The following is a 26,327-nucleotide window of genomic DNA, read 5'->3' as shown; positions in this document are numbered from 1 at the left end:
TGTGCTGGCCTCTTCGCGGGCGAGCCCGCTCCTACAAGGGTCTATAGGAGCGGGCTCGCCCGCGAATTCAGCGTTCAGGTCAACCGCGGTGACGTCCGCGGAAGTAGTTGATCAGCCCTTGGGTCGAGCCATCTTCGGCGCTGTCTTCCAGGCTGCCGACCAGACGCTGGTAGACCCCCTTGCCCAGCTCCTTGCCCAACTCCACGCCCCACTGGTCGAAGGCGTTGATGCCCCAGACCACGCTCTGCACGAAGACCTTGTGCTCGTACATCGCCACCAGCGCGCCGAGGCGGCGTGGGCTGATGCGCTCGACCACCAGGGTGTTGCTCGGACGGTTGCCCGGAATCACCTTGTGCGGTGCCAGCTTTTCGATATCTGCTTCGTTCAGGCCTTTGGCGCGCAGCTCGGTCTCGGCTTCCTCGCGAGTCTTGCCCAGCATCAGCGCCTGGCTCTGCGACAGGCAGTTGGCATACAGCCACTGGTGATGGTCGGCCACCGGGTTGAAGCTCACCACCGGCACGATGAAGTCGGCCGGAATCATCTGGGTGCCTTGATGCAACAACTGGTGATAGGCGTGCTGACCGTTGCAGCCAACGCCACCCCAGATCACCGGGCCGGTCTCGGTTTTCACCGGGGAACCGTCGGTCAATACGCTCTTGCCGTTGGACTCCATGTCCAGCTGTTGCAGGTGCTTGGTGATGTTACGCAGGTAGTGGTCATACGGCAGGATCGCGTGGCTGCTGGCATTCCAGAAGTTGCCGTACCAAACGCCGAGCAGGGCCAGCAGGACCGGCATGTTCTTCTCGAACGGCGCGGTCTGGAAATGCTGGTCCATGGTATAGGCGCCGGAGAGCAGCTCCTTGAGGTTGGCAGTACCGATGGCCAGGGCGATCGGCAGGCCAATGGCCGACCACAGCGAATAGCGCCCGCCCACCCAAACCCACATCGGGAAGATGTTTTCTTCACGAATGCCGAAGGCCACGGCGGCGGCCTTGTTGCTGGAGACTGCAATGAAGTGGCGATAGAGCTCGGCTTCCGAGCCGCCCTGGGCGAGGTACCAGGTGCGTGCCGCCATGGCGTTCTTCAGGGTTTCGAGGGTGTTGAACGACTTCGACGAAACGATGAACAGGGTGGTTTCGGCGCGCAGGTTGGCTGACAGTTCGTGGAACTCGCTGCCGTCGATGTTGGCCAGGTAGTGGCAGCGCACGCCGCGCTGGGCGTAGGGCAACAGGGCCTCGGAAACCAGTTCGGGGCCGAGGAAGGAGCCGCCGATGCCGATGTTGACCACGTCGGTGATCGGCTTTTCGCTGTAACCGCGCCATAGACCGTCGTGGATGCGGCCGACCAGTTCGGTGATCTGGTTGAGAACCTTGTGCACTTCGGGCATCACGTTGACGCCGCCCACGCTGAGCTTGTCGCCAACCGGGCGGCGCAGGGCGGTGTGCAGTACCGGACGGCCTTCGGAGCCGTTGATGATCTCGCCGATGAACATCGACTTGATCGCATCAGCCAGGCCGACTTCCTGGGCCAGTTCGACCAGCAATTCGCGGGTCTTTTCGTTGATCAGGTTCTTCGAGTAATCGAGAAAAAGGCCGCAGCTGCTGAGCGAGAATTGCTCGAAGCGCTTGGGGTCGGCTGCGAAGGCGTCGCGCATGCTGAATCCCTGCATGGCATCGCGGTGCTGCTGGAGCGCCTGCCAGGCGGGCAGGGCCGTCACATCGTGGGGAGTGCGGTAATACGCCATTGCGGATGGTTTCCTTGGGGCATGGTCAGGCTTTGACACTGGCAGTCTTTGCCAGTTGCAGGAGAGGCCCATTATAGGCATTGGCCAGGCGGCGGGAATGGTCAGGGGCAGGAGGAGGATGAAATTTTTGCGGGGTTTCGGGACAAGGTAAGACAGTTGCGGCCTCCTCGCACGTAGTGCTGCGAAGAGGCCGGTCTGGATTACGCCGAAGGCTCGTCCAGATGCAGGCAGAGGTTGTCGATCAACCGCGTGCTTCCCTGGTACGCCGCCCCCAGAATCACCAGGTCGCGATCGTCCGGTTGCGCAGGCTTCAGGGTCAGTGCATGACGCACTTCCAGGTAGTCCGGGCGGAACCCGGCGGCCACCAGTTTGGCCTGGCCCTCGTCGAGCAATGCCGCGAAGTCGCGTCGCCCGCGACGAATACCATCGGCCAGTTGGCCCAGCGCCTGGTACAGCGCAGGTGCTGCAGCGCGTTGCTCAGCGTTGAGATAACCGTTGCGCGAAGACAGTGCCAATCCGTCTTCAGCCCGCACGGTCGGCTCACCGATGATCTGAATTGGCATGTTCAGGTCACGCACCATGGCGCGGATGACCGCCAGCTGCTGGTAGTCTTTTTCGCCAAACACGGCCAGATCTGGCTGGACCATGTTGAACAGCTTGCTGACCACCGTCGCCACACCCTCGAAGTGCCCGGGGCGGCTGGCGCCGCACAGGCCTTCGGACAGTTGTGGCACGCTCACCCGCGTCTGCACGGTCATGCCGTCGGGGTACATCTCTTCGACCGTGGGCGCGAACAGCAGATGGCAACCGGCCTGCAACAGGGTTTCCTGGTCGGCGGCGAGGGTGCGTGGGTATTTGTCGAGGTCTTCGCCTGCGCCGAACTGCAGCGGGTTGACGAAGATGCTGGCTACCACGAAGTCGGCGCGCTGGGCGGCCTTGGTCACCAGCGCGGCATGGCCGCTGTGCAGGTTGCCCATGGTCGGGACGAAGGCGATACGCTTGCCTTCGCCGCGGGCGCGCGCTACGGCGGCGCGCAGTTCGCGGACAGTCTTGACGGTATTCATGCGCTGAACCCGTGCTCAGGTGCTGGGAAGCTCACGTCCTTGACCTGCTTGACGTAGGCCGCCAGGGCGCTTTGGATATCGGGCTGGCCGGCCATGAAGTTCTTCACGAATTTCGGCACGCGGCCGCTGAGCGACAGGCCCAGCATATCGTGCAGCACCAGTACCTGACCGTCGGTACCACTGCCGGCACCGATACCGATTACTGGAATGCTCACCGCCTGGGAAATCTCCGTGGCCAGCTCGCTGGGCACGCATTCGAGCAGCAGCATGGCGGCGCCAGCCTGCTCGAGGGCGATGGCATCGGCGCGCATCTGTTGCGCCTGGCCCTCCTGGCGCCCCTGGACCTTGTAACCACCGAGCACGTTGACGGTCTGCGGGGTCAGGCCCATGTGCGCGCACACCGGCACGCCGCGGTCGGCCAGCAGACGGATGGTTTCGGCCAGCCAGGCGGCACCTTCGACCTTGATCATGTGCGCACCGGCGCGCATCAGCTTGGCGCAGTTGGCGAACGACTGCTCGAGCGTGGCATGGGCCATGAAGGGCAGGTCGGCCAGGATCAGCGCACCGTCGTTGCCGCGTTTGACGCAGGCGGTGTGGTAGGCCATGTCGTCGGTGGTGACGGGCAGGGTGCTGTCATGGCCCTGCAGGACCATGCCGAGCGAATCGCCAACCAGCAGCACCTCGACGCCGGCCTGGCTGGCGGCCTTGGCGAAGGTGGCGTCGTAGCAGGTCAGCATGGTGATTTTCTCACCCTTGGCCTTCAGGCCATGCAGGGTGGTCAGGGTTACTTCAGGCATGTAGCGAAATCCTCGTTCAGGCGCTGTGAAAAACGACTGCGTACAACGCGTGTATTCATCTTCCGGAGCGGCACATCATCGTGCGTGATGTTCGGTCACAGGGCTGTCCGGGCCTAAATGGGTGTGATGCGGCATACGGGCGCCGCGGGACGCCTATAGTCGTGAGCGATGGGGGGGAAGTCAATCACCCTGTTACCGCATTGTTACGATCAGGGTGTTACTGGCGTTACCGATGGCTGAAACGCCCGGATTACAAGCGTTCCAGCCCGACGAACGGGCAGTCCTGGAGCAGTTGCGCGAGGCTGCGGCCGTCTGCCAGATGGAAGTCGTCAGGGACCAGTTCGGCCAGTGGATAAAGCACGAAGGGGCGGGCATGCAGGTGGTAATGCGGCACTTTCAGGCGTGGCACATCGATGAGCTGATCGCCGAACAGCAGTACATCCAGGTCAAGTGTGCGCGGGCCCCAGCGCTCCTTGCGCACCCGACCCTGGTCGTTCTCGATACCCTGCAGGGCATCGAGCAACGCCAACGGTGCCAGGTCGGTGTCGAGGGCAGCGACCGCATTGGTGTAGCGCGGCTGGCCGGGCAGCAGGGAGTCACTGGTGTACAACGCCGAAGTGGCCACCAGGCGCGTCCCGGCGATCTGATCCAGCGCCTGGAGGGCGCTGCGCAGTTGCTCGGCGGGGGCGTCGAGATTGCTGCCCAGGCCAATATAGGCGCGTACCGGCATATTCAGTCGAAGGCCTCGTCGCCACCGCCGCTCTTGCGCTTGCTGTTGCTGCGCTTGCGTTTGCGCGGGGCTGGCCCCGAGCCTTCGTCACGGCTACCCAGCTCGCGGATCATGTCGCGGCGTTCGCTGTCGTGGGCGTCCTGGTAGTCGGTCCACCATTGGCCCAGATCATCGGTTTCTTCGCCGGCACTTTCGCGCAGCAGCAGGAAGTCGTAGCCGGCGCGGAAACGCGGGTTGTCCAGCAGCATGTCGGCACGTTTGCCGCTGCGCCGTGGCAGGCGTTCCTGCATGTCCCAGATTTCGCGGATCGGCAGTGTGAAGCGCTTGGGAATAGCAATGCGCTGGCACTGTTCGGCGATCAGGTCGTGGGCGGCTTCGTTCATCGCCGGGATCGGCGGTACGCCCTGGCTTTGCAGGTACAGTGCGCGTGCCGGCAGGGCAGGCCACAGCAGTGCGGCGAACAGGAAGGCCGGGGTCACCGGTTTGCCCTGCTTGACGCGCAGGTCGGTGTTGGCCAGAGCCTGGCTGATCAGGGTGTGTGTGTAGGTCGGGCGCTCATCCAGGGCATGGGCGCTGGCCGGGAACAGGGGCTCGAACAGGTCCAGGTCGACCAGCATCTCGAAGGCGATTGCCCCCTGGCCCGACAGGAACAGCTTGAGCACTTCCTCGAACAGGCGCGCCGGCGGGATTTCGCGCAGCAGCTTGGCCAATTCGCGGATTGGCTGGACGGTGTGCTTCTCGATGCCGAAGTCGAGCTTGGCGGCGAAACGCACCGCGCGCAGCATGCGCACCGGGTCTTCCTGGTAGCGGTGGGTCGGGTTGCCGATCAGGCGCAGCAGGCGATTGCGAATGTCGTGGACGCCATTGGCATAGTCCAGGATGCGCTCGCTGACCGGATCGTAGTACAGGGCGTTGATGGTGAAGTCGCGACGCTGGGCGTCGTCTTCGAGGGTGCCGTAGACGTTGTCGCGCAGGATTCGCCCGTTGGCGTTGTGCGACGAACGGTGGCTGTCCCCCTGGTCATCTTCGCTGTGATGGGCGCGGAAGGTGGCGACTTCGATGATTTCGCGGCCGAAATGGATGTGGACCAGCTTGAAGCGCCGGCCAATGATCCTGGCATTGCGAAATTCGGCACGCACCTGTTCGGGCGTGGCGCTGGTGGCGACGTCAAAATCCTTGGGGGTAATGCCCAGCAGGAGGTCGCGCACGCAGCCGCCGACCAGGTAGGCCTGGTAGCCGGCGCCCTGCAGGCGCTCGACGATGCTCACGGCGTGGCGGCTGAACTGGCTGCGTTGCAGCGAGTGCTGGCTCTTGTTGATCACTTCAGGCGTGGTGCGCCTGTGGTGCTGACCACTGATGGGAGGACGGAACGACTGGAACAGCTTCTTCAGCATGGGATGCACTGTTTGAAGGAATGTTCGGCCAAGACTAGGAGAATGGCCGCATGATGGCGGGGGATTCTAGCATTTACTGGCGGAATGGTGTAGGCGGTGCCGAAAGGCGATTAAGGCGGGGAGAAACGACATGGGGAGCCTAAGCTCCCCATCAAGTCGTTGCGTGCTCTTATTGTTTTTTTATCGGGCTTCTTGTTTTTGTTGAGTGCCCTGTCCACACAGCTTGAAGCGTGTGGACGACCCCAAATCAAGGGGTGAAGAGCAAACGGATTGCTTTGGTCGCTGATGCTATGCTGATCAATCGATCCAACCAGTTCAGGCGCTGCTTTAGTGCAGTTTTTTGTTGTTCTCTGCCTGGTTGTGGGGCAAGCCCCAAACACAACTCCTCTCCAAAAGAATCAGTTAGCTGCGCCTCCGCCGTCTTGTTCTTGTTATGCGTGAGCCGTTTCGTCTTGTTCTTATTCTGAGTAGCAGTGCTTGTTATTGTTCTTGTACGAAAGATATAGCAGGTGGCGTGCCAACTTTTTCAAGTCCAATGAAATCAATGGTTTATGGATTTTTGGTCAGCCTGCAAGGCGGGAAAATGTAGAAATTTCGTTACCGTATGCCTCGAATTGTTACGTCGCAGGCGGCTGAGGTAACAGATTTTTCACGGTAACCGGGTGTTACCGGCTGACGAGGGGGGAGGTGTCAGCGGGGGCTGGCCCCTGAACGCAAAGCGCCGACCCAGGGTCGGCGCTGTAGAGCTGTGGACGTATCAGTTCTCGCTGGCGACGTTGCTCTTGCGCCGCGGAATCCCCAGGCGCTGGCGACGCTCCCACAGGCACTTGCGGCTCACACCCAGCTTGCGGGCCAGCTCCGTCTCGGTCATGTGGTCCTGGTGTTCGAGGACGAAGTGCTGGAAGTAATCCTCCAGCGACAAGTCTTCTGTCGGCTCGTGGCTGGCGTTGTTACCACCGACACCTGCGACCACCGGCAGGCTGTCGAGGAGGTCGTCGTCCTCCAGGCCGCTCAGTTCGATGTCGATGCCCAGCAGGTCGGCGGATATTTCCGGGCTTTCACTGAGAATGACCGCGCGCTCGACGGCATTCTCCAGCTCACGGACGTTACCCGGCCAGCTGTAATGGCGGATGGCTTGCTCGGCATCGCTGGAGAAATGCAGGTCGTCACGGCCGATGCGTGCGCTCTGTCGGGCGAGGAAGGCATTGGCAATCTCGTTGACGTCGCTACCGCGCTCGCGCAAGGCGGGCAGTTTCAGGGCGATGACGTGCAGACGGTAATAAAGGTCTTCGCGGAACTGGCCGGATTTAGCCAGGTTCTTCAGGTCGCGGTGGGTCGCGGCGATCAGGCGCACATCGACCTTTTGCGACTGTACCGAGCCGACCCGGCGGATCTCGCCTTCCTGCAGCACACGCAGCAGTCGAGCCTGGGCCTCCAGCGGCAGTTCACCGATCTCGTCCAGGAACAGGGTGCCGCCGTCCGCTGCCTCGACCAGGCCGGCACGGCCAGCGCTGGCGCCGGTGAAGGCGCCTTTCTCATGGCCGAACAGCTCGGATTCGATCAGCGTTTCCGGGATGGCCGCGCAGTTCACCGAGATCATCGGTGCCTTGGCGCGTCGCGAGAGGTTGTGCAAGGCACGGGCGACCAGCTCCTTGCCGGTACCGGACTCGCCCTGGATCAGGACATTGGAGTCGGTAGGGGCGACCTTGCGGATCTTGCTGTACAGGTCCTGCATGGGAGGGCAGGAACCAATGATGCCGATCTCGCCGTTGGCCGAGGCGCCGGTCTGCTTTTCAGCCCCTGGTGCTTTGCCGTTGCTGCGCACGTCGGCCGTGGCCGCAGTGGCGACCGGGGCATTCTGCCGGTCGCGCAGGATGCGCGCGACAGCCTGGAGCATCTCGTCATGGTCGAAAGGCTTGGCGATGTAGTCCACCGCGCCCATTTTCATCGAGTCGACCGCCGAGCGCAGGCTGGCGTAGCTGGTCATGATCAGCACCGGCGTGCCCTGGCCGAGCTTGATCAGCTCGGTGCCCGGTGCCCCGGGCAGGCGCAGGTCACTGACGATCAGGTCGAAGGTGGCAATGCTGAAGCGTTCCTGGGCTTCCTGCACCGAGCCGGCTTCGCTGACCTGGTACTGGTTTCGCTCGAGCAGACGACGCAGGGCCGAACGGATGATGGTTTCGTCTTCGACGATCAGAATGTGCGGCATTGATTCAATTCTCTCGACGGTCTCGAATTTCAGGGGACGTCGCTACGACATGCCGGGGCAGGGTCACGCGGATCCGTGTGCCACGTTGCCGATCGAGATCGGCCGGGCTGTCGATGGTGATTTGCCCATAATGCTCTTCCACGATGGAATAGACCAGAGCGAGCCCCAGTCCGGTTCCCTCGCCAGGGTCCTTGGTGGTGAAGAAGGGCTCGAACAGGCGATCCATGATGTTCTTCGGAATACCGCTGCCCTCGTCTTCGACGATAAGGTCGACGGTATGCTCGCTCGCTTCGCTGCGCACACGCACGGCGCTGCCGGGTGGCGAGGCGTCGCGGGCGTTGGACAGCAGGTTGATCAGCACCTGGGCCAGGCGTTGCGGGTCACCTTCGGCCCAGTGGTCCGGGTCGCAAAGATTGAAGAACTGTACTTCGAAATTGCGCCGATTCAACGCCAGCAGACCGATGGCATCCTGCGCGACCTCGGCCAGCGACACGGGCTCTTCGGTATTCTGGTGGCTGCCACCGGCGTGGGCGAAGCTCATCAGCGACTGTACGATGCGCGAGACACGCTTGGTCTGTTCGAGGATCTGGCTCGACAGTTCGATGATCTCGCCGTCGCCTTCGCGTTCCTCGCGCAGGTTCTGCGCCAGGCAAGCGATGCCGGTGATCGGGTTGCCGATCTCGTGGGCCACGCCCGCAGCCAGGCGGCCGATACTGGCCAGGCGCTCGGAGTGCACCAGCTTCTCTTCGAGGGCCTGGGTCTCGGTGAGGTCTTCGACAAGCAGCACCAGGCCGCTGTTACCCGGTGCCAGCGGCTCGTCGATGGCCGCCTTGTGCAGGTTGAGCCAGCGCGGCTGGCCATCGAGGGCCAGGCGTTGCTTGTGCAGGTGCTCGTCGGGAAGGTCGATGAAGCCTTGCAGCAACCCGCGCCAAGGTTCGGCGATGGTCACCAGGCGCGAACCGACCACGTGCTTGGCGGCGATGCCGGTCAGCTCCTCCATGGCCCGGTTCCACATCAGGATTTCCTGGTCCTTGGCCAGCGAGCAGACACCCATGGGCAATTCCTGCAGCGTCTGCCGGTGGTAGCGACGCAGCGCATCGAGCTCGGCGGCAAGGCCGGTCAGGCGCGAGTGGTAGTCCTCGAGACGGCTTTCGATGAAGTGAATGTCTTCGGTGACGTAGTTCTCGTTACCGGACTTGTAGGGCAGGAAAGTCTCGACCATGTCCTGGGCTACGCTGGGGCCCATCAGCCCCGAGAGGTTGGCCTCGATGCGGTCACGCAGGCGACGCAGGGCATAGGGGCGGCGTTCGTCGAAGGGCAAGTAGAGGTCACGCAGGGCCTGCTCGACTTCTTTTTGCGCGGCCTTGGCGCCCAGTGGCTTGGCCAGTTGGGTAGCGAACTCCTGGGGTGAGGCCGCATGCAGTTCGCGACGTTGCGGGCGGCGCACATTGTCCACTGCGCAGGCCTCGGCGGCGCTGACCTCCTCGCTGCTGGCGTTGGTGAACAGCGAGATCAGGGTGAACAGCAGCACGTTGGCCGCCAGCGAGGCGATGGCCGCCATGTGCCAGCTGGTGTCGTCCAGCACGTAGATCATGTTCAGCAGCGGGATGTAGAAGCCCTGCACATTGCCCAGCAGCGGCAGCAGCATGGTGACCATCCACACCAGTGTGCCGGCCAGCAGGCCGGCGATGAAGCCGCGTCGATTGGCGGTTGGCCAGTACAGTACCGAAAGTACGCCCGGCAGGAACTGCAGCGTGGCGACGAAGGCGACGATGCCCAGGTTGGCCAGGCTCTGGTGGGTATTCTGGGTCAGGTAGAAGACGAAGCCTGCAGTGATGATCGCGACGATCAGCGCGCGGCGCGTCCATTTCAGCCAGCGGTAGATGTTGCCCTCGGCAGGGGGCTGGTAGAGCGGCAGCACCAGGTGGTTGAGGGCCATGCCCGAGAGTGCCAGGGTGGTGACGATGATCAGGCCGCTGGCCGCTGACAGACCGCCGACATAGGCGAGCAAGGCCAGGGCCTCGTTGTTGGCGGCGATGCCCAGGCCCAGGGTGAAGTATTCCGGGTTGGTGCTCGCACCCAGGCGCAGGCCAGCCCATAGCACCAGCGGCACCGCCAGGCTCATCAGCAGCAGGAACAGCGGCAGGCCCCAACTGGCGCTGACCAGCGAGCGCGGGCTGAGGTTCTCGGTGAAAGCCATGTGGTACATGTGCGGCATGACGATCGCCGAGGCGAAGAACACCAGCAGCAGCGTGCGCCATGGTCCCTCCTGCAACGGCGTGTGCAGCGCGGCCAGTGCCGTCTGGTTCTGCAGCAGCCAGACTTCCAGCTCGTGCGGCCCACCGAACACCCCATACAAGGCGTACAGGCCGATGCCGCCCAGGGCCAGCAGCTTGATCACCGACTCGAAGGCGATGGCGAACACAAGGCCTTCGTGCTTCTCGCGGGTGGCGATATGGCGTGAGCCGAAGAAAATGGTGAAGAGGATGATCAGCACGCAGAAGGCGAAGGCCACGCGCGCCTTGACCGGCTCGCCGGTCAGGATGCTGATGGAATCGGCCACCGCCTGGATCTGCAGGGCCAGCAACGGCAATACGCCGATCAGCATGATCACCGTGGTCAGGGCACCGGCCCAGGTGCTGCGGAAACGGAACGCCAGTAGGTCGGCCAGTGAGGAGAGCTGGTAGGTGCGGGTGATCTTGAGAATCGGGTAGAGCAGCACCGGTGCCAGCAGGAAGGCCCCGGACACGCCCAGGTAACAGGCGAGGAAGCCGTAGCCGTACTGGTAGGCCAGGCCTACCGAACCATAGAACGCCCAGGCACTGGCATAGACGCCCAGCGACAGGGTGTAGGTCAGGGGGTGGCGGATGACCGAGCGCGGGATCAACCCGCGTTCGCTGACCCAGGCCACGCCGAACAGCACCAGCAGGTAGGCGGCGCTGATCAGGATCATCTGGGTAAGGCTAAAGCTCATCGGCATCTCGTTGGCTCTGCAGGATGAAGGTGACGACGATCAGGATCAGCCAGAGCAGATACGGGCGGTACCAGGCTCCGGTCGGTTCGATCCACCAGTCCATGATGGCCGGGGAGAACAGATAGATCCCCACGACCAGAAGCAGGACCAAGCGATAGATATACATGCGGGCCTCGATGGCAGGGCGCTGCGGATTTGAGCTTCTTATTATTGGCGCAAATGGCTGGGGCGATGCTAGCGGGATTCTGGGGTGTTCGCCAAGAGTTTGAATTTCTTGGGGTTTTGAATCGTGCAGAGTTTGCCTCGCGAGAGGGTCGGCCGCGTCAGCGCAGATCTGCTTCCGGCACCGTCAACCGCCGCGCAATCGCCTCAGGTTTCCACTGCCTGCGCGCCACCGCCAGTACCTCTGCCGCACTGGCGCCTTCCAGCGCCGGGTCACTCGCCTGCCCCAGTGCCCGTAACGCTCGCAGCAGCAACGGTGTGGCCTGGCCCGCCTGCAGCGGTGGTGAACGGTACGATTTGCCCAGCTTGTGCCCATCAGGCTGCACGATCAGCGGAATGTGCAGGTAGCGCGGTTGCGAGAACCCCAGTAGTTCCTGCAGGTACAGCTGGCGCGGGGTGTTGTCGAGCAGATCGGCGCCGCGCACGATGTCGGTCACGCCTTGCCAGGCATCGTCCAGCACCACTGCCAGTTGATAGGCATACAGCCCGTCGCGGCGCTGGATGACGAAATCCCCCACCTCGCGTCCAAGGTGCTGCTGGTATTCCCCCTGTACGCGGTCGTTGAAGCGGTAGAGCAGTTCGGGCACCCGAATACGGATGGCGGCATTTTCGCGGGCATGGCCAGCGTTGCGGCAGAAACCGGGATAGATGCCGCCATACCCTTCCAACTGCTTGCGCGAACAGGTGCAGGCGTAGGCCAGGCCCATGCTGAACAGGCGATTGACCACTGTGGCGTAGGCCTCATGACGCTGGCTCTGGAACACCACTTCGCCATCCCACTCCAGGCCGTAGCGTTCGAGGGTCTGCAGGATGGCGTCACGGGCACCGGGCATTTCCCGGGGCGGATCGGTGTCCTCCATGCGCAGCAGCCAGCGCCCATCGACGGCGCGGGCATCGAGCCAGGAGGCGAGGGCGGCGACCAGCGAGCCGAAATGCAGGAAGCCACTGGGGGTGGGGGCGAATCGCCCGATATAGCGGGAGTCGTTCATGGATGTGCTGGGCATATAAATGAAACGGGGCGCTCGATGCGCCCCGTTCGAAGGGAAGAAGGATCAGCCTTTGCCGACCGTCTTTTCCTTTTTCTCGGCAATTTCCTTGCAGTCGAAGCACAGGTCTGCGGTGGGACGGGCTTCCAGTCGGCGCAGGCCGATCTCGATGCCACAGGAGTCGCACCAGCCGTATTCTTGGTCCACGATCTTCTGCAAGGTCTTGTCGATCTTCTTGATCAGCTTGCGTTCACGGTCGCGGTTACGCAGCTCCAGAGCGAACTCTTCTTCCTGGCTCGCGCGGTCCGCAGGGTCCGGGAAGTTGGCGGCTTCGTCCTTCATATGGCTCACGGTCTGATCGACACTGGTCATCAGCTCGAGCTTCCATGCGCCCAGTAGCTTGGTGAAGTGATTGCGCATGGGTTCGCCCATGTACTCTTCACCCTTGGTTTCCTTATAGGGCTCGACACCGTACATGGTCTGATTGGTTTTCTGCTTTTCTACGGTGGACATGAATAGACCGCCTCTCACTCATCTGATCCAATGCGCAGGATGCTCCATCTCCGGCGACCGCCGGCCCTGCGACTGCGAGCCGCCGAACTTACCAGATAGATCGGGGGTGCGCTACCCCGCCCGATCCGAGGTATTGACAGCAGCCCGCGTCGCCCGTTCGGTGTTTCTCGACAGTAGAATCACCAGTTTAGACTCAATTGAGAGAAGGTCATGGCCCACTCCTACAGTGCGCGCAGCCGCGCCATCGAACCCTTCCATGTCATGGCGCTGCTGGCGCGTGCCAACGAGCTGCAGGCGGCTGGCCATGATGTGATCCACCTGGAGATCGGCGAGCCGGACTTCACCACGGCCGCGCCGATCGTCGAAGCCGGGCAGGCCGCGCTCGCGGCAGGGCACACCCGCTACACTGCCGCCCGTGGCCTGCCTGCGTTGCGCGAGGCGATCGCCGGTTTCTACGGCCAGCGTTATGGCCTGTCGGTGGATCCCGAGCGCATCCTCGTGACGCCTGGAGGTTCCGGCGCTCTGCTGCTGGCCAGCAGCCTGCTGGTGGATCCGGGCAAGCACTGGCTGCTGGCCGACCCAGGCTACCCGTGCAACCGCCATTTCCTGCGCCTGGTCGAAGGCGGCGCGCAACTGGTACCGGTGGGGCCGGAGGTGAATTACCAGCTCACCGCCGACCTGGTCGAGCGGCACTGGGACAAGGATACCGTGGGCGCGCTGGTGGCTTCGCCCGCCAACCCGACCGGCACCGTGCTCGACCGTGAGGCCCTGGCCAGCTTGTCCCGGGCCACCCGTGAGCATCATGGGCACCTGGTGGTGGACGAGATCTACCATGGCCTGACCTACGGCATGGACGCGCCGAGCGTGCTGGAGGTGGATGACGACGCCTTCGTCCTGAATAGTTTTTCCAAGTATTTCGGCATGACCGGCTGGCGTCTCGGCTGGCTGGTGGCGCCGCCTTCGGCCGTGGCTGACCTGGAGAAGCTGGCGCAGAACCTCTACATCAGCGCGCCGAGCATGGCCCAGCATGCTGCGCTGGCGTGCTTCGAGCCCGGCACCCTGGCCATTTTCGAAGAACGCCGCGCCGAGTTCGCCCGGCGCCGCGACTACCTGCTGCCCGCCTTGCGCGAGCTCGGTTTCGGCATCGCCGTGGAGCCGCAGGGCGCCTTCTATCTATACGCCGACATCAGTGCTTTCGGCGGCGATGCCTTCGCCTTCTGCCGTCATTTCCTGGAAACCGAGCACCTGGCCTTCACGCCCGGGCTGGACTTCGGCCGTCACCAGGCCGGGCATCACGTACGCTTTGCCTACACCCAGAGCCTGGCGCGCCTGGAAGAAGCGGTGCAGCGCATTGCCCGTGGTCTGCGGAGCTGGCAACCCTGATGCTGTTTTTTCCCGAACTCGAACAGGCGCGTCTGCTGCGCCGCTACAAGCGCTTCCTGGCCGACATCGAGCTGGCCAATGGCGAACAGATGACCATCCACTGCCCGAATACCGGCTCGATGCTCAATTGCATGCGCGACGGCGGGCAGGTCTGGTTCAGTCGTTCCAACGACCCCAAGCGCAAGCTGCCGGGTACCTGGGAGATCAGCGAAACGCCCCAGGGGCGCATGGCCTGCGTCAATACCGGCAGGGCCAATGCCTTGGTCGAGGAAGCCCTGCGCGCGGGCGTGATCACCGAGTTGGCCGGGTTCACCGCGCTCAAGCGTGAGGTGGCCTATGGCGAAGAGCGCAGTCGCGTGGATTTTCGCCTGGAGTTCGCCGATGGCCCGGCTTATGTCGAGGTCAAGAGTGTGACCCTGGGCTATCCCGATACGGCGGTGGCGGCCTTTCCTGACGCGGTGACCCAACGCGGTGCCAAGCACCTGCGCGAGCTCGCTGCACTGGCCCGCCAGGGTGTTCGCGCCGTGCAGTTGTACTGCGTCAACCTCACCGGCATCGAGGCGGTACGCCCGGCCGAAGAGATCGACCCCGGCTATGCCCAGGCACTGCGCGATGCGGTGGCCGATGGCGTCGAGGTGCTGGCCTATGGTGCACGCCTTGACGCCGAGCAGATCGTCATCGATCGCCGCCTGCCGGTATTGCTCAATCCTTGAGCCAGATGCCCTGGCTGTCTTCGTGGCAGTCCAGGGCCTGCAACGACTCGCCCTCGCAGGGGCCCGACACGCATTCGCCGGACTCGATCAGGAACAGCGCGCCATGGTGGGCGCAATGAATCAGGCTGGCGCTGTCATCGAGAAAACTGTCCGGTGCCCAGTTCAGAGTGATGCCGCGGTGCGGACAGTGGTTGCGGTACAGGTACACCCGGCCCTGGCGGCGCACGCCGAACAGCGTTTCACCGGCTACGCTGAAGGCGCGGCTGCGGCCTTCGGCGAGGGCTTGGGAGGAGCAGAGGAAATGCATTGCAGATAAGACTCTTGAAACCAATGGTGGCTTGACGCTTCAATGCGAATAATTATCAAATTGCCCGCATCCACTGCGCCAGCCCGTCCATGGTGCGCAGTTCCGTCAGGTGCCACAAGGTGTCTGGCCGCCTTCTGCAAAGGAACCCGATGATGCGCCGTCCTGTTGCCCTGATCGCCTTGTGCGCCGGTCTTGTCCTTTCTTCCCCGTTGCTGGCCGCCGACTTGCCGCAGCGCTGGGTCAGCGCCGGGGGCGCACTGAGCGAATGGATCAGCGCCCTGGGCGGCGAGGCGCGTCTGGTCGGCGTCGACACAACCAGCCAGCATCCGCAGTCGCTCAAGGCCCTGCCGAGCATCGGCTACCAGCGCCAACTGTCGGCCGAGGGTATCCTCAGCCTGCGTCCGGATGTGCTGGTCGGCACGGAGGAGATGGGGCCGCCGCCGGTGCTGGCGCAGGTGCGCGGGGCTGGTCTGCGTGTCGAGTTGTTCTCCAGCGAGGCCGACTTGGCGGCAGTGGACAAGAATCTTCAGCACCTGGGCGAGTTGCTCGGTGCGCAGCATAAAGCCAGTGAGCTGAGCAACCGCTACCACCAGCAGCTCGATGCGCTGCAGGCGAAGATCAAGCAGGCCCAGGCTGGTCAGAAGGCTCCAGGCGTGTTGCTGCTGGTCGGCCATGCCGGGGCCAAGCCATTGATCGCGGGGCAGGGCACTTCAGGCGACTGGCTGTTGCGCCAGGCTGGTGCGCGCAACCTGGCGGATCACCAGGGTTACAAGAACTTCTCCGTTGAAGCGCTGGCAGCGCTGGATCCGGACGTCGTGGTGTTTTCTGATCGGGCACTGGACGGCGAGCAGGCGCTCAAGGCGCTGCTCAAGGAAAACCCGGCGTTGGCCGCTTCGCGTGCGGTGCGCGACAAGCGCCTGGTGTCACTCGATCCGACGCTGCTGGTTGGTGGCCTCGGTCCGCGGCTGCCGGCCACCTTGCATGAGCTGGCTGGCGCCTTCTATCCCGCAGCCAAGGCCAGCCTCAGCCAATGAAGCAGCGGGTCCAGCCGCGTACGCTGTTCATCGGTCTGACATTCCTGTGCCTGCTGGCGGTGTGGCTGTCGCTGGCGCTGGGGCCGGTCAGCCTGCCGCTGGGCGATATCCTGCGCGCCGGATTGCGGCTGCTGGGGATGTCCGTCGAGCGGGCGGGTCTCGAGCAAGCTGAGCTGATTCTCGGGCAGATCCGCTTGCCGCGCACGCTCCTGGGGCTGGCCGTCGGTGCGGTGCTTGCGCTGTCCGGGGTCGCCATGCAGGGGCTATTTCGTAACCCGTTGGCGGATCCTGGCCTGGTCGGGGTTGCCAGCGGCGCGGCGCTCGGCGCCGCCGTGGCCATTGTCGGCGGTGCCTGGCTGGGTGGCATACCGGAGTGGTTCGCACCCTACCTGCTGTCGCTTTGTGCCTTCATCGGTGGGCTTGGGGTCACCGCGTTGGTCTATCGCCTGGGGCGCCGCAATGGTCAGACAGACGTGGCCACCATGCTGCTGGCCGGTATCGCCATGACCGCTCTCGGCGGCTCGGCGGTCGGGCTGTTCACCTACCTGGCCGACGACGCCACCTTGCGCACTCTGACGTTCTGGAACCTGGGCAGCCTCAACGGCGCCAGCTATCAGCGCCTGTGGCCACTGCTGCTGGTGGCACTGGGGGTAACCTTGTGGCTGCCGCGTCGGGCGCAGGCGTTGAACGCGTTGTTGCTAGGTGAGTCCGAAGCGCGTCACCTGGGCATCGATGTAGAAGGGCTCAAGCGCGAACTGGTGTTCTGCACTGCCCTGGGGGTTGGCGCAGCAGTGGCGGCAGCGGGCCTGATCGGCTTCATTGGTCTGGTGGTTCCGCACCTGGTGCGTCTGGTTGCGGGGCCTGATCATCGTGTGCTGTTGCCCGCGTCGTTGCTGGCGGGCGGTACGCTGCTGCTGTTCGCTGATCTGGTGGCACGCTTGGCGTTGGCACCCGCGGAGCTGCCGATCGGGATCGTGACGGCCTTCATTGGTGCTCCGTTCTTCCTGTTCCTGCTGGTCAGGAGGGGGCGCTGATGCTCGAAGTCAAAGGCTTGTCGCTCAAGCGCGGCAGCACCGAGGTGCTGCACGGTATCGACCTGCATCTCAGACCTGGGCAGGTCCTGGGTGTGCTAGGCCCCAACGGGGCGGGCAAGAGCAGCTTGCTGGGGGCATTGTGTGGCGAGCTGGCGCCGAGCCAGGGGCAAGTCCTGCTGCAAGGGCGGGCGTTGGCACACTGGTCGGGGCAGGAGCGCGCGCGACGTCTGGCGGTGTTGCCGCAGGTGTCCAGCCTGGGCTTTGCCTTCAGTGTCGAAGAAGTGGTGGGCCTGGGCCGGTTGCCCCACGGTAGTGGCCAGCAGCGCGACCGGGAGATCGTCGAGGCGGCACTGAAGGCGGCCGATGCCTGGCACCTGGTCGAACGCAGTTACCTCGCGTTGTCCGGCGGCGAGCGTCAGCGTGTTCATCTGGCTCGGGTGCTGGCGCAGCTGTGGCCAGGGGAGGAGGGGGCGACGCTGCTGCTGGATGAGCCGACCTCGGCCCTCGATCCGTTGCACCAGCACACCACGTTGCAGGCGGTGCGCAGTTTTGCCGACCGCGGTGCGGCAGTGCTGGTGATCCTGCACGACCTGAACCTTGCCGCGCGCTACTGTGACGCTATTCTGCTGCTGGAACAGGGTCGTAGCCACGCGCTCGACACACCGGCCCGGGTGCTGACCCCGCAGGCGCTCAAGGCGGTCTTCGGTATCGATGTGCTCGTGCAGCCCCATCCGGAGCGTGGCCACCCGCTGATCATCACCCGCTAGGAGCCCTCGATGCGCTATGCCTTGCTGTTCGGCCTGTCGATGAGCGTGTTCTTGACGATTTCGGGTTGCCAGGTACATCGACCTGCATTGCCAGAGTTGCCAGCCTGGCAGAGTAGCCAAGGGCTGGAAGAGCCAGCGCTCGGTCAGATACAGGCATTGCCCAGTGGGCGTGTCCTGGCGCCCGATGAGCTGGTTCAGGCATTGAGCGATGTGCCGCGAATACTGGTCGGGGAAAAACACGACAACCCCGATCACCATGCGCTGCAGCGATGGCTGCTGCAGGCTTTGCAGACCGCCAGGCCGCAAGGCAGCGTGGTGCTGGAGATGCTCCAGCCTGCCCAGCAGCCGCTGATCGACAAGGTGCAGCGTCAGGCGCAGCTTCCGAGTGATTTGCCCGCAGCACTGGACTGGCAGCAGGGTTGGGATTGGCAGATGTACGCGCCGATCGTGCGCGAGGCCCTGAAAGGCCCTGGGGTTTTGTTGGCTGGCGACCTGAGCCCCGAGGCAATGCGTGAGGCCTATCGCCGACAGCCCGTGCTGAGTGGCGTGCAGTCGAATGCCCCGCAGGTGAAGGCTGCCCTGCTGGAGCAAGTGCGCGAAGGCCATTGCGGATTGCTGCCGGAAAGCCAGTTGCCGGCCATGCTGGTCATCCAGCAGCAAAGGGACCGATACATGGCCGAGCGTCTGCTCGCGGCACCGCAGCCTGCACTCTTGCTGGCCGGCGCCTATCACGCGCGCAAGGACTTGGGTGTGCCGTTGCATCTGATCGATCTGCAGGCGCAGGGCGATACCCGTGTGCTGTTGCTGGCCGAAGTCGGGCAGAAGGTCGAGGCAGGGATGGCGGACTACGTGTGGTACACCGCGGCACTGCCTGAGCAGGATTACTGTGCTCAGTTGCGCGGTGGGTAGTCACCCCGCGTAGCACAGGATGGGTGCTTGCAAACCTGCAGGTAAAAAAAGACCCGGCAAATTGCCGGGTCAATAACCGTGATTAGCCTGATGAGGAGATAATCTGAGAGTCCGAACCAGGGGCTTTCAGTTTATCCAACCAGTCTCGCGACCAGTTGTGATAATCATAACGATTCTCATTTAGAGGTCAATACCCTTTCTTCGATTATTCTGCTTTTTTTTGCGATGGGGTCTTGGCGTCCAGTTGCTGGTTCAGTGCCTGCTTGCGTTCGGCGGGCAGATCGTTCCAATGCATATCCAGCAGTGCGCCTTCGATGGCGTACAACAACACTTTCGAGGCACGGAAGCCCCGTGTTTTCACGGCCTGGTAAGCCCCGACCGCGCCCAGGCGGCGCAAATCCGAAGCGCTGTGGATGCCGGCGGCATGCAACCATTGCGCAGAGGTCTTGCCTAGATTCTTCAGATGCTGCAACTCATCGTTCATCGAGCCTCCTTGCGATGGCCGAACGGGTCTGTGGATAAATCGCGAGCAGGTCAGAGAGGAGTGTAGCGGGGCTGGGCGAATACGCGGCCTTTTGCCATGTGAGGGCGACGGGATGCTGTGTCCAGAAATGTCAGGCTCAGCCCTTCGGACGATAACGCATGCGCGTACCGAACTTCAGGGACATGAGGATTTCGTCAGCGCTCAGGTCGCCCGGGAAGTAGGTCCCGGAGATCTGCGCGTGGGAGATGCTGGCACCTTCCATGCCCGTTTCGCGTAGATCCAGCCCGCGCAGGTCGGCTGCATGGAAGTAGGCGTCGGTGAAATCGATGCCGCGTACGTCGAGGTTGCGCAGGTCAATGCCTCGGAAATCACCACCGCGAAAATCGATAGGGCCATCGACAGGCTTCTCGCGGTTGAAGGTGGCGATCTGTTCCTCGCGCACCAAGGTGTACAGGGCGTTGTCCAGTTGCCGGGGCTGGTTCATGACGGCGCCTCCTCAGGGTTGTGATGATATTGTAATGCCATCACTGAGGTGGCGCCGAAGATCAGGCGCGAACTGTGGACTGCTTCACGCCTTGCAGGTCAGAGACCAGGCAGGCGCTGGCGGATCTGCTCGATGAGTTGGTCCATGCTGGCGCTTTCATGGGTGTCGACGCGCTTGCCGTGCACGGCCTCCTCTTCGTCCAATGGATCGCGGCTGGCTTGCTGGGCCTTGACCACTTCCAGGGTGGCGTCGGACGGATCGACATTTTCTGTCTGACGCTGCTCCAGCCAACTGATGATGACCGCTTCGGGCGCCTGGCAGTCGAGGATCAGGAAGGGGACGCCGGTGCTGTTGGCAACTTCAGCTGCCGCCTTGCGCTGCTCGCGCTTGAGGTAGGTGGCATCGAGAACGACCGGGAAGCCGGCGCGCAGGATGGTCGCGGCCAACTCATTCAGGCGCTGGTAGGTGGCGATGCTGGCATCCTGGTCATAGATGCCTGCTTGCAGTTGGCCGGAGTTCTGCGCCTGCTGCTCGCCGTACAGACGCTTGCGCTCGACATCCGAACGTACGCGGATCGCCCCCAGCGACTCGACCAGGCGCATCGCCACATGGCTCTTGCCGACGGCGGATACGCCATGGGTGATGGCCAGCAGGCGCGAAGGGATGGCGCTGTAGCTCTCTGCCAGGTTGGCGTAGTTGCGATAGGTGCGCAGGGTCGTGGCGCGCTGCACGCCATCGGCATCGGGCGACAGGCTGAACAGGGCGACCTTGGCGCGTACCAGGGCACGGTAGGCCTTGTAGAAATTCAGCAGTTCCAGGCCTTCGTAGTCGCCGGTCAGTTCCAGGTACTGGCTGACGAAGCGCCGGGCCAGGCATTTCAGGCCGCGGTCTTCCAGGTCCATGGCCAGGAAAGCGGTGTCGGCGTACACATCGGTCAGGCGGAACGGCTCGTTGAATTCGATGCAGTCGAAGATCACCACCTTGCCGTCGATCAGGGTGGCGTTACCCAGGTGGATGTCGCCGTGGCACTCGCGGATGAAACCATTGGCCTTGCGCGCCTCGAGCAGGCCATGCAGGCGTTCGAAGCTGCTGCGGGCCCAGGCTTGCAGGGCGTCGAGTTGCTGCAGGTCGGCCTTGTCGGTAAGGAACGGGCGGATCTGCTCGAAGTTCTGCTCGACCGGCGCCATTACCGCTTCCGGCGTGCCCAGCGGGTGATCGACCGGCACTTTCGGCGCTTGCAGGTGGAATTCGGCGATCTGCCGGGCCATCTGGTCAATGTGGCCGGCGTTCAGCTCGCCGTTGGCTTGCAGGGTGCTGAGCATCTGACCCTGGGGGAACTGGCGCATCTTCAGGGCGAACTCGATCGGCTCACCTTCGCCGCCGAGCTGCGGTGCTTCGGCGCTGCCGGTGATCGGCAGCACTTCCAGGTACAGGCCTTCGGTCAGGCGCTGGTTCAGGCGCAATTCTTCGTTACAGAAATGCTGGCGCTGGTCCAGGCCGGTGAAATCGAGGAAGCCGAAGTTCATCGGCTTCTTGATCTTGTAGGCGTATTCGCCAGTGAGTAGAACCCAGGAGATGTGCGTCTCGATGAGCTGGAAGCCTTCTACGGCGTGGGGGTAGAGGGCGGGGTTCTGCAGCGCGCTGATCAGGGCTTGGCTCACGGAGATCCTTCCGGGGTCAGGGAATTCGAAGGCGACATTATGGTCAATGGAGCCGCCCCTGCCTACCGCCAGAGGGCGTCCCCTGCCTTTGCAAAGTGCGTATAATCCGCCGCCATGACTCGTACCCGAAATTCCCGAACCCCCAAGAAACGTCCGCCCAGCCGCTCCCGCGCCTGGCTGGGCTGGGCTCTCAAGCTCAGCCTGGTCGGCCTGGTGGTGATCGCCGGCTTTGCGGTCTACCTCGATGCCGTCGTCCAGGAGAAGTTCTCCGGCAAGCGCTGGACCATCCCGGCCAAGGTGTATGCCCGGCCGCTGGAGCTGTTCGTCGGCCAGAAGCTGAGCAAGGACGACTTCCTCACCGAACTCGATGCCCTGGGTTACCGCCGCGAGGCAACGGCCAATGGTCCGGGCGAGGCCTCGGTCAACGGCGGCAACGTCGATCTCAATACCCGAGGCTTCCAGTTCTACGAGGGCATGGAGCCTGCGCAGTTCGTGCGTGTACGTTTCTCCGGCGACTATGTCGCGGGGCTGGCAGGGGCCAACGGTGGCAAGCTTGACGTGGTGCGCCTGGAACCGTTGATGATCGGTGGTATCTACCCGAAGAATCTCGAAGACCGCATCCTGATCAATATCGACCAGGTGCCGCCATACCTGCTTGAGACCTTGATCGCCACCGAAGACCGCGACTTCTACAGCCACTTCGGTGTTTCGCCCAAGTCGATCGCGCGGGCGGTGTGGGTCAACACCTCGTCCGGGGCCATGCGCCAGGGCGGCAGTACGCTCACGCAGCAGTTGGTGAAGAACTTCTTCCTGACCAACGAACGCAGCCTCAGCCGCAAGCTGACCGAGGCGATGATGGCCGTGCTGCTCGAAATGCACTACGACAAGCGCGAGATTCTCGAGGCCTATCTGAACGAGGTGTTCGTCGGTCAGGACGGCCAGCGCGCGGTGCACGGTTTCGGCCTGGCCAGCCAGTTCTTCTTCAGCCAGCCGCTGTCGGAGCTCAAGCTGCACCAGATTGCCCTGCTGGTAGGTATGGTCAAGGGGCCGTCCTACTACAACCCGCGCCGCTACCCTGAGCGCGCTCTGCAACGGCGTAACCTGGTGCTCGACCTGCTCGCCGAGCAGGGCGTGGCCAGCCAGGAAGTGGTCGATGCGGCGAAGAAGATGCCGCTGGGCGTGACCAAGCGCGGCAGCCTGGCCGATAGTTCTTTCCCGGCCTTCCTCGACCTGGTCAAGCGTCAGTTGCGCCAGGACTATCGCGACGAAGACCTGACCGAAGAAGGCTTGCGTATCTTCACCAGTTTCGACCCGATCCTGCAGATGAAGGCCGAAACCGCGATGAGTGAAACCTTCAAGCGCCTGGCCGGCCGCAAGGGCGCCGACGAGGTCGAGTCGGCGATGGTGGTGACCAACCCGGAAACCGGCGAAGTGCAGGCGCTGATCGGCAGCCGTCAGTCGGGCTTCGCCGGCTTCAACCGCGCCATCGACGCGGTCAGGCCGATCGGTTCGCTGGTCAAGCCGGCGGTCTATCTGACTGCGCTGGAGCAGCCGAGCAAGTACACCCTGACCAGCTGGGTGCAGGACGAACCGTTTTCGGTCAAGGGCGCCGATGGCCAGGTATGGCGCCCGCAGAACTACGACCGACGCTCCCACGGCACGATCTACCTGTATCAGGGGCTGGCCAACTCCTACAACCTGTCCACCGCCAAGCTGGGCCTTGAGGTGGGCGTGCCCAACGTCATCAAGACCATCGGCCGACTGGGTGTCAAGGTCGACTGGCCGGCGTTCCCGTCGATGCTGCTGGGCGCTGGCGGCATGTCGCCCATGCAGGTCGCGACCATGTACCAGACCATTGCCAACGGCGGCTTCAATACACCGATGCGCGGGATTCGCAGCGTGCTGACCGCCGAAGGCGAGCCGCTCAAGCGCTACCCGTTCCAGATCCAGCAGACCTTCGATCCGGGTGCGATCTACCTGGTGCAGAACGCCATGCAGCGGGTGATGCGCGAGGGTACCGGCCGCTCGGTGTACAACGTGCTGCCGAACAATCTGACGCTGGCGGGCAAGACCGGTACCAGCAACGACTCGCGCGACAGCTGGTTCTCGGGCTTCAGCCAGGACCTGCTGGCAGTGGTCTGGCTTGGCCGCGACGACAATGGCAAGACCCCGTTCACCGGCGCCACCGGCGCGTTGCAGGTCTGGACCAGCTTCATGCGCAAGGCCGACCCGCTGCCGCTGGACATGCCGCAGCCGGATAACGTGGTGAAGGCCTGGATCGATCCGCACAGCGCCCAGGGCTCCGACGGTAGCTGTCCGGGAGCGGTGCAGATGCCGTATATTCGTGGGAGCGAACCACCTGCCGGTACGACTTGCGGTGGCGAACAGAATCCTGCCGAGTCGGTCATGGACTGGGTCAAGGGCTGGATGAATTGAGCGGCCTGTATTGAAGAGGGTGTGAAGTGAACAAGTGGTGGTTTCCTGCCTTGACGGCGCTGGCCGTGCTGCACGGCTGCGCCAGCGTCCCGCGTGGCGCCATTCCGGTGGTCGATTCGAGTACGCGGGTCTCGAACAGCGAGCGTGTCTCGGCCAACCGTGGCGCGCCGGTCTCCTCCGGCAGCAATGGTACGTCCCAGGCCCAGTCCCTGCCTGAGGATTCCGAGGTCACGGTGATGATCCCGCAGGGCGCGGGCGCATCGCCGATCCAGACGTTCCCGGCCCAGGCCGGCTCTGCACCGCTGAGCACCGGCCCGATCACCCCGGGACCGGTCAGTAGCGGGCCGATCACCACCAACCCTAATCCGGCAGGTGACGAACCTTTCGACATCGCGTCGATGAACAGCGCCCCGGCCGCTGCCACTCGTGCGCCTACCGGTATTCCGCGCAGCAATGGGGGCGGGTTGTCCGCCGATGAGCAGCTGGACGGTCCGGTACTGGCATTGCTGACCACCGCCCAACAGCAGCAGGGCAGCGGAGACCTCAACGGTGCTTCGTCCAGCCTGGAGCGTGCCCAGCGCATCGCACCGCGTGAGCCGCAGGTGCTGTTCCGCCTGGCTCAGGTGCGTCTGTCGCAAGGTGACGCTGCACAATCCGAGCAACTCGCTCGCCGGGCACTGACGTATGCCAACGGTCGTCCTGATCTGCAGGCCGAGCTGTGGAACATCATCGCCCAGGCTCGCGAGAAGCAGGGTGACAGTGCCGGCGCCGCCCTGGCACGGCAGAAGGCGCGGACCGCGTCGTGATGGAACAGCGCATTCTCGATATTGCCGACCACCTGCTGCTGATCGAGCGCGAGCTTCAGGTCCGTGGCTGGTGGGACGAGGTGTCTCCTAGCGAAAGCGCCCTGGCCAGCACCGTACCGTTCGCAGTCGATACGCTGGCGTTCGAGCAGTGGCTGCAGTGGATTTTCCTGCCGCGGATGAAGCTTATTCTCGAGCATGGCCATCCTCTGCCCAGTGCATCTGGGATCCTGATCATGGCCGAGACGGTCTTCACCGACCGTCCGGAAGAAAGCCGCGAACTTCGCCGCCTGCTGGCAGCATTCGATCGATTGATCGCCGCTTGAGCCTGATTTCTTCTCTTTTTCCTTCAAGGGCCGCAGATTGTGGCCCTTTTTTATGGAAATCTTTGCTTTCCTGCTGCTGGTGTCCTTTTTCGTGGTGGTGGGAATTCATCTCAGGGAAAAATTGGCAATAATTTTTCTTGACTTGAGGGCGGCGAATCAGAAGAATCCAGTTTCCGCTGTAGGGGGACTGCCAGAAGCAGACCCGCTAGGCAGATCATGAGGCGCACACCCGCGCCGACTCGCTACACCCCGCAACGCGTTACCTCGCGCTGGGTGGGAAAACCCCGCAACACTCTGGGGCGATCCCAATACTTGCTCAGTCAGTGCTGACGTTCGCTCATGCTCTGCTTGGCAGTAAACCTATTAAGACCCGCCCGGATGGGGCGGTATTCTGGCGTTTTAGAGGTGAACAACGTGGAGCTTTTATCTGGCGCTGAGATGGTCGTCCGCTTCTTGCGTGACGAAGGCGTTAAGCACATCTACGGGTACCCTGGTGGTGCTCTCCTTCATGTTTACGATGCCCTGTTCAAGGAACCGGAAGTCCAGCACATCCTGGTGCGTCATGAGCAGGCTGCCACTCACATGGCAGACGGTTACGCCCGTGCCACCGGCAAGGCTGGCGTGGTCCTGGTGACCTCCGGTCCCGGTGCGACCAACGCTATTACCGGTATCGCCACCGCCTACATGGATTCCATCCCGATGGTCATCCTGTCTGGCCAGGTGCCCAGCACCATGGTCGGCACCGATGCCTTCCAGGAAACCGACATGATCGGGATCTCCCGGCCGATCGTGAAGCACAGCTTCATGATCAAGAACCCCACCGAGATTCCGGAAGTTCTGAAAAAAGCGTTCTACCTGGCGCAATCCGGTCGCCCAGGTCCGGTCGTGGTCGACATTCCAAAAGACATGACCAACCCGGCCGAGAAGTTCGAATACGTCTACCCGAAAAAGGTCAAGCTGCGCTCCTATAGCCCTGCGGTCCGTGGCCACTCCGGCCAAATCCGCAAGGCCGCCGAGATGCTCCTGGCCGCCAAGCGTCCGATCGTCTATTCCGGCGGCGGCGTGATTCTCGGTGGCGGCTCCGAAGCCCTGACCGAAATCGCCAAATCCCTGAACCTTCCGGTCACCAACACCCTGATGGGGCTGGGTGGCTTCCCGGGTACCGATCGCCAGTTCCTCGGCATGCTGGGCATGCACGGTAGCTACACCGCCAACCTGGCGATGCACAATGCCGACGTGATCCTCGCCGTGGGTGCGCGCTTCGATGACCGTGTGGTCAACGGCCCGGCCAAGTTCTGCCCGAACGCCAAGATCATCCACATCGACATCGACCCTGCGTCGATCTCGAAGATG

Annotated in this window: 24 protein-coding genes; 10 read left to right on the top strand and 14 right to left on the bottom strand. The window is 63.3% G+C overall.

Translation table 11 applies throughout. The features are described from left to right. Positions 1-79: 79 nt before the first annotated feature. The 10 genes from pgi to dksA all read right to left on the bottom strand — a co-directional run bounded on the left by pgi (position 80) and on the right by dksA (position 12,633). The gene (gene pgi / locus VA602_RS08550) at positions 80-1,744 is read right to left on the bottom strand and encodes a glucose-6-phosphate isomerase (protein WP_323452998.1); all 1,665 of its coding nucleotides are present in this window, start codon (positions 1,742-1,744) and stop codon (positions 80-82) included. A gap of 200 nt (positions 1,745-1,944) precedes the next feature. After that, complete coding sequence (panC, locus tag VA602_RS08545) at positions 1,945-2,808, bottom strand: pantoate--beta-alanine ligase (protein WP_323452997.1); 864 nt, start codon at positions 2,806-2,808, stop codon at positions 1,945-1,947. Continuing rightward, the gene (panB, locus tag VA602_RS08540; RefSeq protein ID WP_063542751.1) at positions 2,805-3,605 is read right to left on the bottom strand and encodes a 3-methyl-2-oxobutanoate hydroxymethyltransferase; all 801 of its coding nucleotides are present in this window, start codon (positions 3,603-3,605) and stop codon (positions 2,805-2,807) included. The genes panC and panB overlap by 4 nt, the downstream gene beginning before the upstream one ends. 250 nt (positions 3,606-3,855) lie before the next feature. After that, positions 3,856-4,335: a 2-amino-4-hydroxy-6-hydroxymethyldihydropteridine diphosphokinase gene (gene folK, locus VA602_RS08535; protein WP_063542753.1), complete on the bottom strand. Its 480-nt coding sequence runs from the start codon at positions 4,333-4,335 to the stop codon at positions 3,856-3,858. A gap of 2 nt (positions 4,336-4,337) precedes the next feature. Beyond that, positions 4,338-5,729 (bottom strand): polynucleotide adenylyltransferase PcnB, encoded by a 1,392-nt coding sequence (locus VA602_RS08530; protein ID WP_065861593.1) that lies wholly within the window; start codon positions 5,727-5,729, stop codon positions 4,338-4,340. A 757-nt stretch (positions 5,730-6,486) separates the two neighbouring features. After that, a complete protein-coding gene (locus VA602_RS08525; protein ID WP_054892598.1) occupies positions 6,487-7,938 on the bottom strand; it encodes a sigma-54-dependent transcriptional regulator in 1,452 nt (483 codons plus the stop codon). A gap of 4 nt (positions 7,939-7,942) precedes the next feature. Next, positions 7,943-10,918, bottom strand: coding sequence for a sensor histidine kinase (locus tag VA602_RS08520; protein ID WP_162714346.1), 2,976 nt, complete (start codon positions 10,916-10,918; stop codon positions 7,943-7,945). Next, a complete protein-coding gene (locus VA602_RS08515; protein WP_003250005.1) occupies positions 10,902-11,078 on the bottom strand; it encodes a hypothetical protein in 177 nt (58 codons plus the stop codon). The genes VA602_RS08520 and VA602_RS08515 overlap by 17 nt, the downstream gene beginning before the upstream one ends. A 157-nt stretch (positions 11,079-11,235) precedes the next feature. Then, entirely contained in the window at positions 11,236-12,123 is an 888-nt protein-coding gene (gluQRS, locus tag VA602_RS08510; RefSeq protein WP_323452996.1) for a tRNA glutamyl-Q(34) synthetase GluQRS, read from the bottom strand. A gap of 63 nt (positions 12,124-12,186) precedes the next feature. Then, the gene (dksA, locus tag VA602_RS08505; RefSeq protein ID WP_323452995.1) at positions 12,187-12,633 is read right to left on the bottom strand and encodes an RNA polymerase-binding protein DksA; all 447 of its coding nucleotides are present in this window, start codon (positions 12,631-12,633) and stop codon (positions 12,187-12,189) included. A gap of 210 nt (positions 12,634-12,843) precedes the next feature. On the opposite strand from dksA, the gene VA602_RS08500 reads away from it, so the two are divergent. Together VA602_RS08500 and sfsA are read left to right on the top strand one after the other, a co-directional pair. After that, positions 12,844-14,016 (top strand): pyridoxal phosphate-dependent aminotransferase, encoded by a 1,173-nt coding sequence (locus VA602_RS08500; RefSeq protein ID WP_200603708.1) that lies wholly within the window; start codon positions 12,844-12,846, stop codon positions 14,014-14,016. Next, positions 14,016-14,729, top strand: coding sequence for a DNA/RNA nuclease SfsA (gene sfsA / locus VA602_RS08495; RefSeq protein ID WP_054892593.1), 714 nt, complete (start codon positions 14,016-14,018; stop codon positions 14,727-14,729). Before VA602_RS08500 ends, sfsA begins: the two co-directional genes overlap by 1 nt. Here sfsA and VA602_RS08490 read toward each other — a convergent pair. After that, positions 14,719-15,036: a Rieske (2Fe-2S) protein gene (locus VA602_RS08490; protein ID WP_323452994.1), complete on the bottom strand. Its 318-nt coding sequence runs from the start codon at positions 15,034-15,036 to the stop codon at positions 14,719-14,721. The two genes, sfsA and VA602_RS08490, sit on opposite strands and share 11 nt — an antisense overlap. Positions 15,037-15,185: 149 nt before the next feature. On the opposite strand from VA602_RS08490, the gene VA602_RS08485 reads away from it, so the two are divergent. The 4 genes from VA602_RS08485 to VA602_RS08470 are packed head-to-tail and all read left to right on the top strand — an operon-like array spanning position 15,186 to position 18,780. Continuing rightward, positions 15,186-16,070: a heme/hemin ABC transporter substrate-binding protein gene (locus VA602_RS08485; RefSeq protein WP_323452993.1), complete on the top strand. Its 885-nt coding sequence runs from the start codon at positions 15,186-15,188 to the stop codon at positions 16,068-16,070. A 50-nt stretch (positions 16,071-16,120) separates the two neighbouring features. After that, positions 16,121-17,104 (top strand): FecCD family ABC transporter permease, encoded by a 984-nt coding sequence (locus VA602_RS08480; RefSeq protein WP_323453002.1) that lies wholly within the window; start codon positions 16,121-16,123, stop codon positions 17,102-17,104. After that, positions 17,104-17,871: a heme ABC transporter ATP-binding protein gene (locus VA602_RS08475; protein ID WP_323452992.1), complete on the top strand. Its 768-nt coding sequence runs from the start codon at positions 17,104-17,106 to the stop codon at positions 17,869-17,871. Before VA602_RS08480 ends, VA602_RS08475 begins: the two co-directional genes overlap by 1 nt. Positions 17,872-17,880: 9 nt before the next feature. Continuing rightward, positions 17,881-18,780 (top strand): ChaN family lipoprotein, encoded by a 900-nt coding sequence (locus VA602_RS08470; protein ID WP_323452991.1) that lies wholly within the window; start codon positions 17,881-17,883, stop codon positions 18,778-18,780. Positions 18,781-18,985: 205 nt separating this feature from the next. Here the strand turns inward: VA602_RS08470 and VA602_RS08465 are convergent, their stop codons facing one another. The 3 genes from VA602_RS08465 to VA602_RS08455 all read right to left on the bottom strand — a co-directional run bounded on the left by VA602_RS08465 (position 18,986) and on the right by VA602_RS08455 (position 21,409). Then, entirely contained in the window at positions 18,986-19,264 is a 279-nt protein-coding gene (locus VA602_RS08465) for a TfoX/Sxy family protein (protein WP_151926447.1), read from the bottom strand. 136 nt (positions 19,265-19,400) lie between these two features. Further along, positions 19,401-19,748, bottom strand: coding sequence for a pentapeptide repeat-containing protein (locus VA602_RS08460; protein ID WP_323452990.1), 348 nt, complete (start codon positions 19,746-19,748; stop codon positions 19,401-19,403). 98 nt (positions 19,749-19,846) lie between these two features. After that, entirely contained in the window at positions 19,847-21,409 is a 1,563-nt protein-coding gene (locus tag VA602_RS08455) for a bifunctional aminoglycoside phosphotransferase/ATP-binding protein (RefSeq protein WP_063542780.1), read from the bottom strand. A 114-nt stretch (positions 21,410-21,523) separates the two neighbouring features. On the opposite strand from VA602_RS08455, the gene mrcB reads away from it, so the two are divergent. From mrcB to VA602_RS08435, 4 genes are all read left to right on the top strand, one after another. Next, entirely contained in the window at positions 21,524-23,845 is a 2,322-nt protein-coding gene (gene mrcB / locus VA602_RS08450) for a penicillin-binding protein 1B (RefSeq protein ID WP_063542782.1), read from the top strand. A 26-nt stretch (positions 23,846-23,871) separates the two neighbouring features. Next, on the top strand, positions 23,872-24,651 hold the full coding sequence (locus tag VA602_RS08445) for a tetratricopeptide repeat protein (protein WP_323452989.1): 780 nt from the start codon (positions 23,872-23,874) through the stop codon (positions 24,649-24,651). Then, positions 24,648-24,974, top strand: coding sequence for a YqcC family protein (locus tag VA602_RS08440; protein ID WP_065861606.1), 327 nt, complete (start codon positions 24,648-24,650; stop codon positions 24,972-24,974). The genes VA602_RS08445 and VA602_RS08440 overlap by 4 nt, the downstream gene beginning before the upstream one ends. A 414-nt stretch (positions 24,975-25,388) precedes the next feature. Beyond that, on the top strand, positions 25,389-26,327 hold a 939-nt coding region (locus VA602_RS08435; RefSeq protein WP_323452988.1), incomplete at its 3' end, for a thiamine pyrophosphate-binding protein.

This window comes from Pseudomonas machongensis, assembly GCF_034961125.1.
GTDB lineage: Bacteria > Pseudomonadota > Gammaproteobacteria > Pseudomonadales > Pseudomonadaceae > Aquipseudomonas > Aquipseudomonas machongensis.
The sequence above is the reverse complement of the archived record's forward strand: the minus strand, read 5'-3'. Positions and strand labels throughout refer to the sequence as shown.

Coding starts and splice junctions, on each gene's coding strand:
- pgi (WP_323452998.1), bottom strand. CDS start 1,744: ATGGCGTATTACCGCACTCCCCACGATGTGACGGCCCTGCCCGCCTGG.
- panC (WP_323452997.1), bottom strand. CDS start 2,808: ATGAATACCGTCAAGACTGTCCGCGAACTGCGCGCCGCCGTAGCGCGC.
- panB (WP_063542751.1), bottom strand. CDS start 3,605: ATGCCTGAAGTAACCCTGACCACCCTGCATGGCCTGAAGGCCAAGGGT.
- folK (WP_063542753.1), bottom strand. CDS start 4,335: ATGCCGGTACGCGCCTATATTGGCCTGGGCAGCAATCTCGACGCCCCC.
- VA602_RS08530 (WP_065861593.1), bottom strand. CDS start 5,729: ATGCTGAAGAAGCTGTTCCAGTCGTTCCGTCCTCCCATCAGTGGTCAG.
- VA602_RS08525 (WP_054892598.1), bottom strand. CDS start 7,938: ATGCCGCACATTCTGATCGTCGAAGACGAAACCATCATCCGTTCGGCC.
- VA602_RS08520 (WP_162714346.1), bottom strand. CDS start 10,918: ATGCCGATGAGCTTTAGCCTTACCCAGATGATCCTGATCAGCGCCGCC.
- VA602_RS08515 (WP_003250005.1), bottom strand. CDS start 11,078: ATGTATATCTATCGCTTGGTCCTGCTTCTGGTCGTGGGGATCTATCTG.
- gluQRS (WP_323452996.1), bottom strand. CDS start 12,123: ATGAACGACTCCCGCTATATCGGGCGATTCGCCCCCACCCCCAGTGGC.
- dksA (WP_323452995.1), bottom strand. CDS start 12,633: ATGTCCACCGTAGAAAAGCAGAAAACCAATCAGACCATGTACGGTGTC.
- VA602_RS08500 (WP_200603708.1), top strand. CDS start 12,844: ATGGCCCACTCCTACAGTGCGCGCAGCCGCGCCATCGAACCCTTCCAT.
- sfsA (WP_054892593.1), top strand. CDS start 14,016: ATGCTGTTTTTTCCCGAACTCGAACAGGCGCGTCTGCTGCGCCGCTAC.
- VA602_RS08490 (WP_323452994.1), bottom strand. CDS start 15,036: ATGCATTTCCTCTGCTCCTCCCAAGCCCTCGCCGAAGGCCGCAGCCGC.
- VA602_RS08485 (WP_323452993.1), top strand. CDS start 15,186: ATGATGCGCCGTCCTGTTGCCCTGATCGCCTTGTGCGCCGGTCTTGTC.
- VA602_RS08475 (WP_323452992.1), top strand. CDS start 17,104: ATGCTCGAAGTCAAAGGCTTGTCGCTCAAGCGCGGCAGCACCGAGGTG.
- VA602_RS08470 (WP_323452991.1), top strand. CDS start 17,881: ATGCGCTATGCCTTGCTGTTCGGCCTGTCGATGAGCGTGTTCTTGACG.
- VA602_RS08465 (WP_151926447.1), bottom strand. CDS start 19,264: ATGAACGATGAGTTGCAGCATCTGAAGAATCTAGGCAAGACCTCTGCG.
- VA602_RS08460 (WP_323452990.1), bottom strand. CDS start 19,748: ATGAACCAGCCCCGGCAACTGGACAACGCCCTGTACACCTTGGTGCGC.
- mrcB (WP_063542782.1), top strand. CDS start 21,524: ATGACTCGTACCCGAAATTCCCGAACCCCCAAGAAACGTCCGCCCAGC.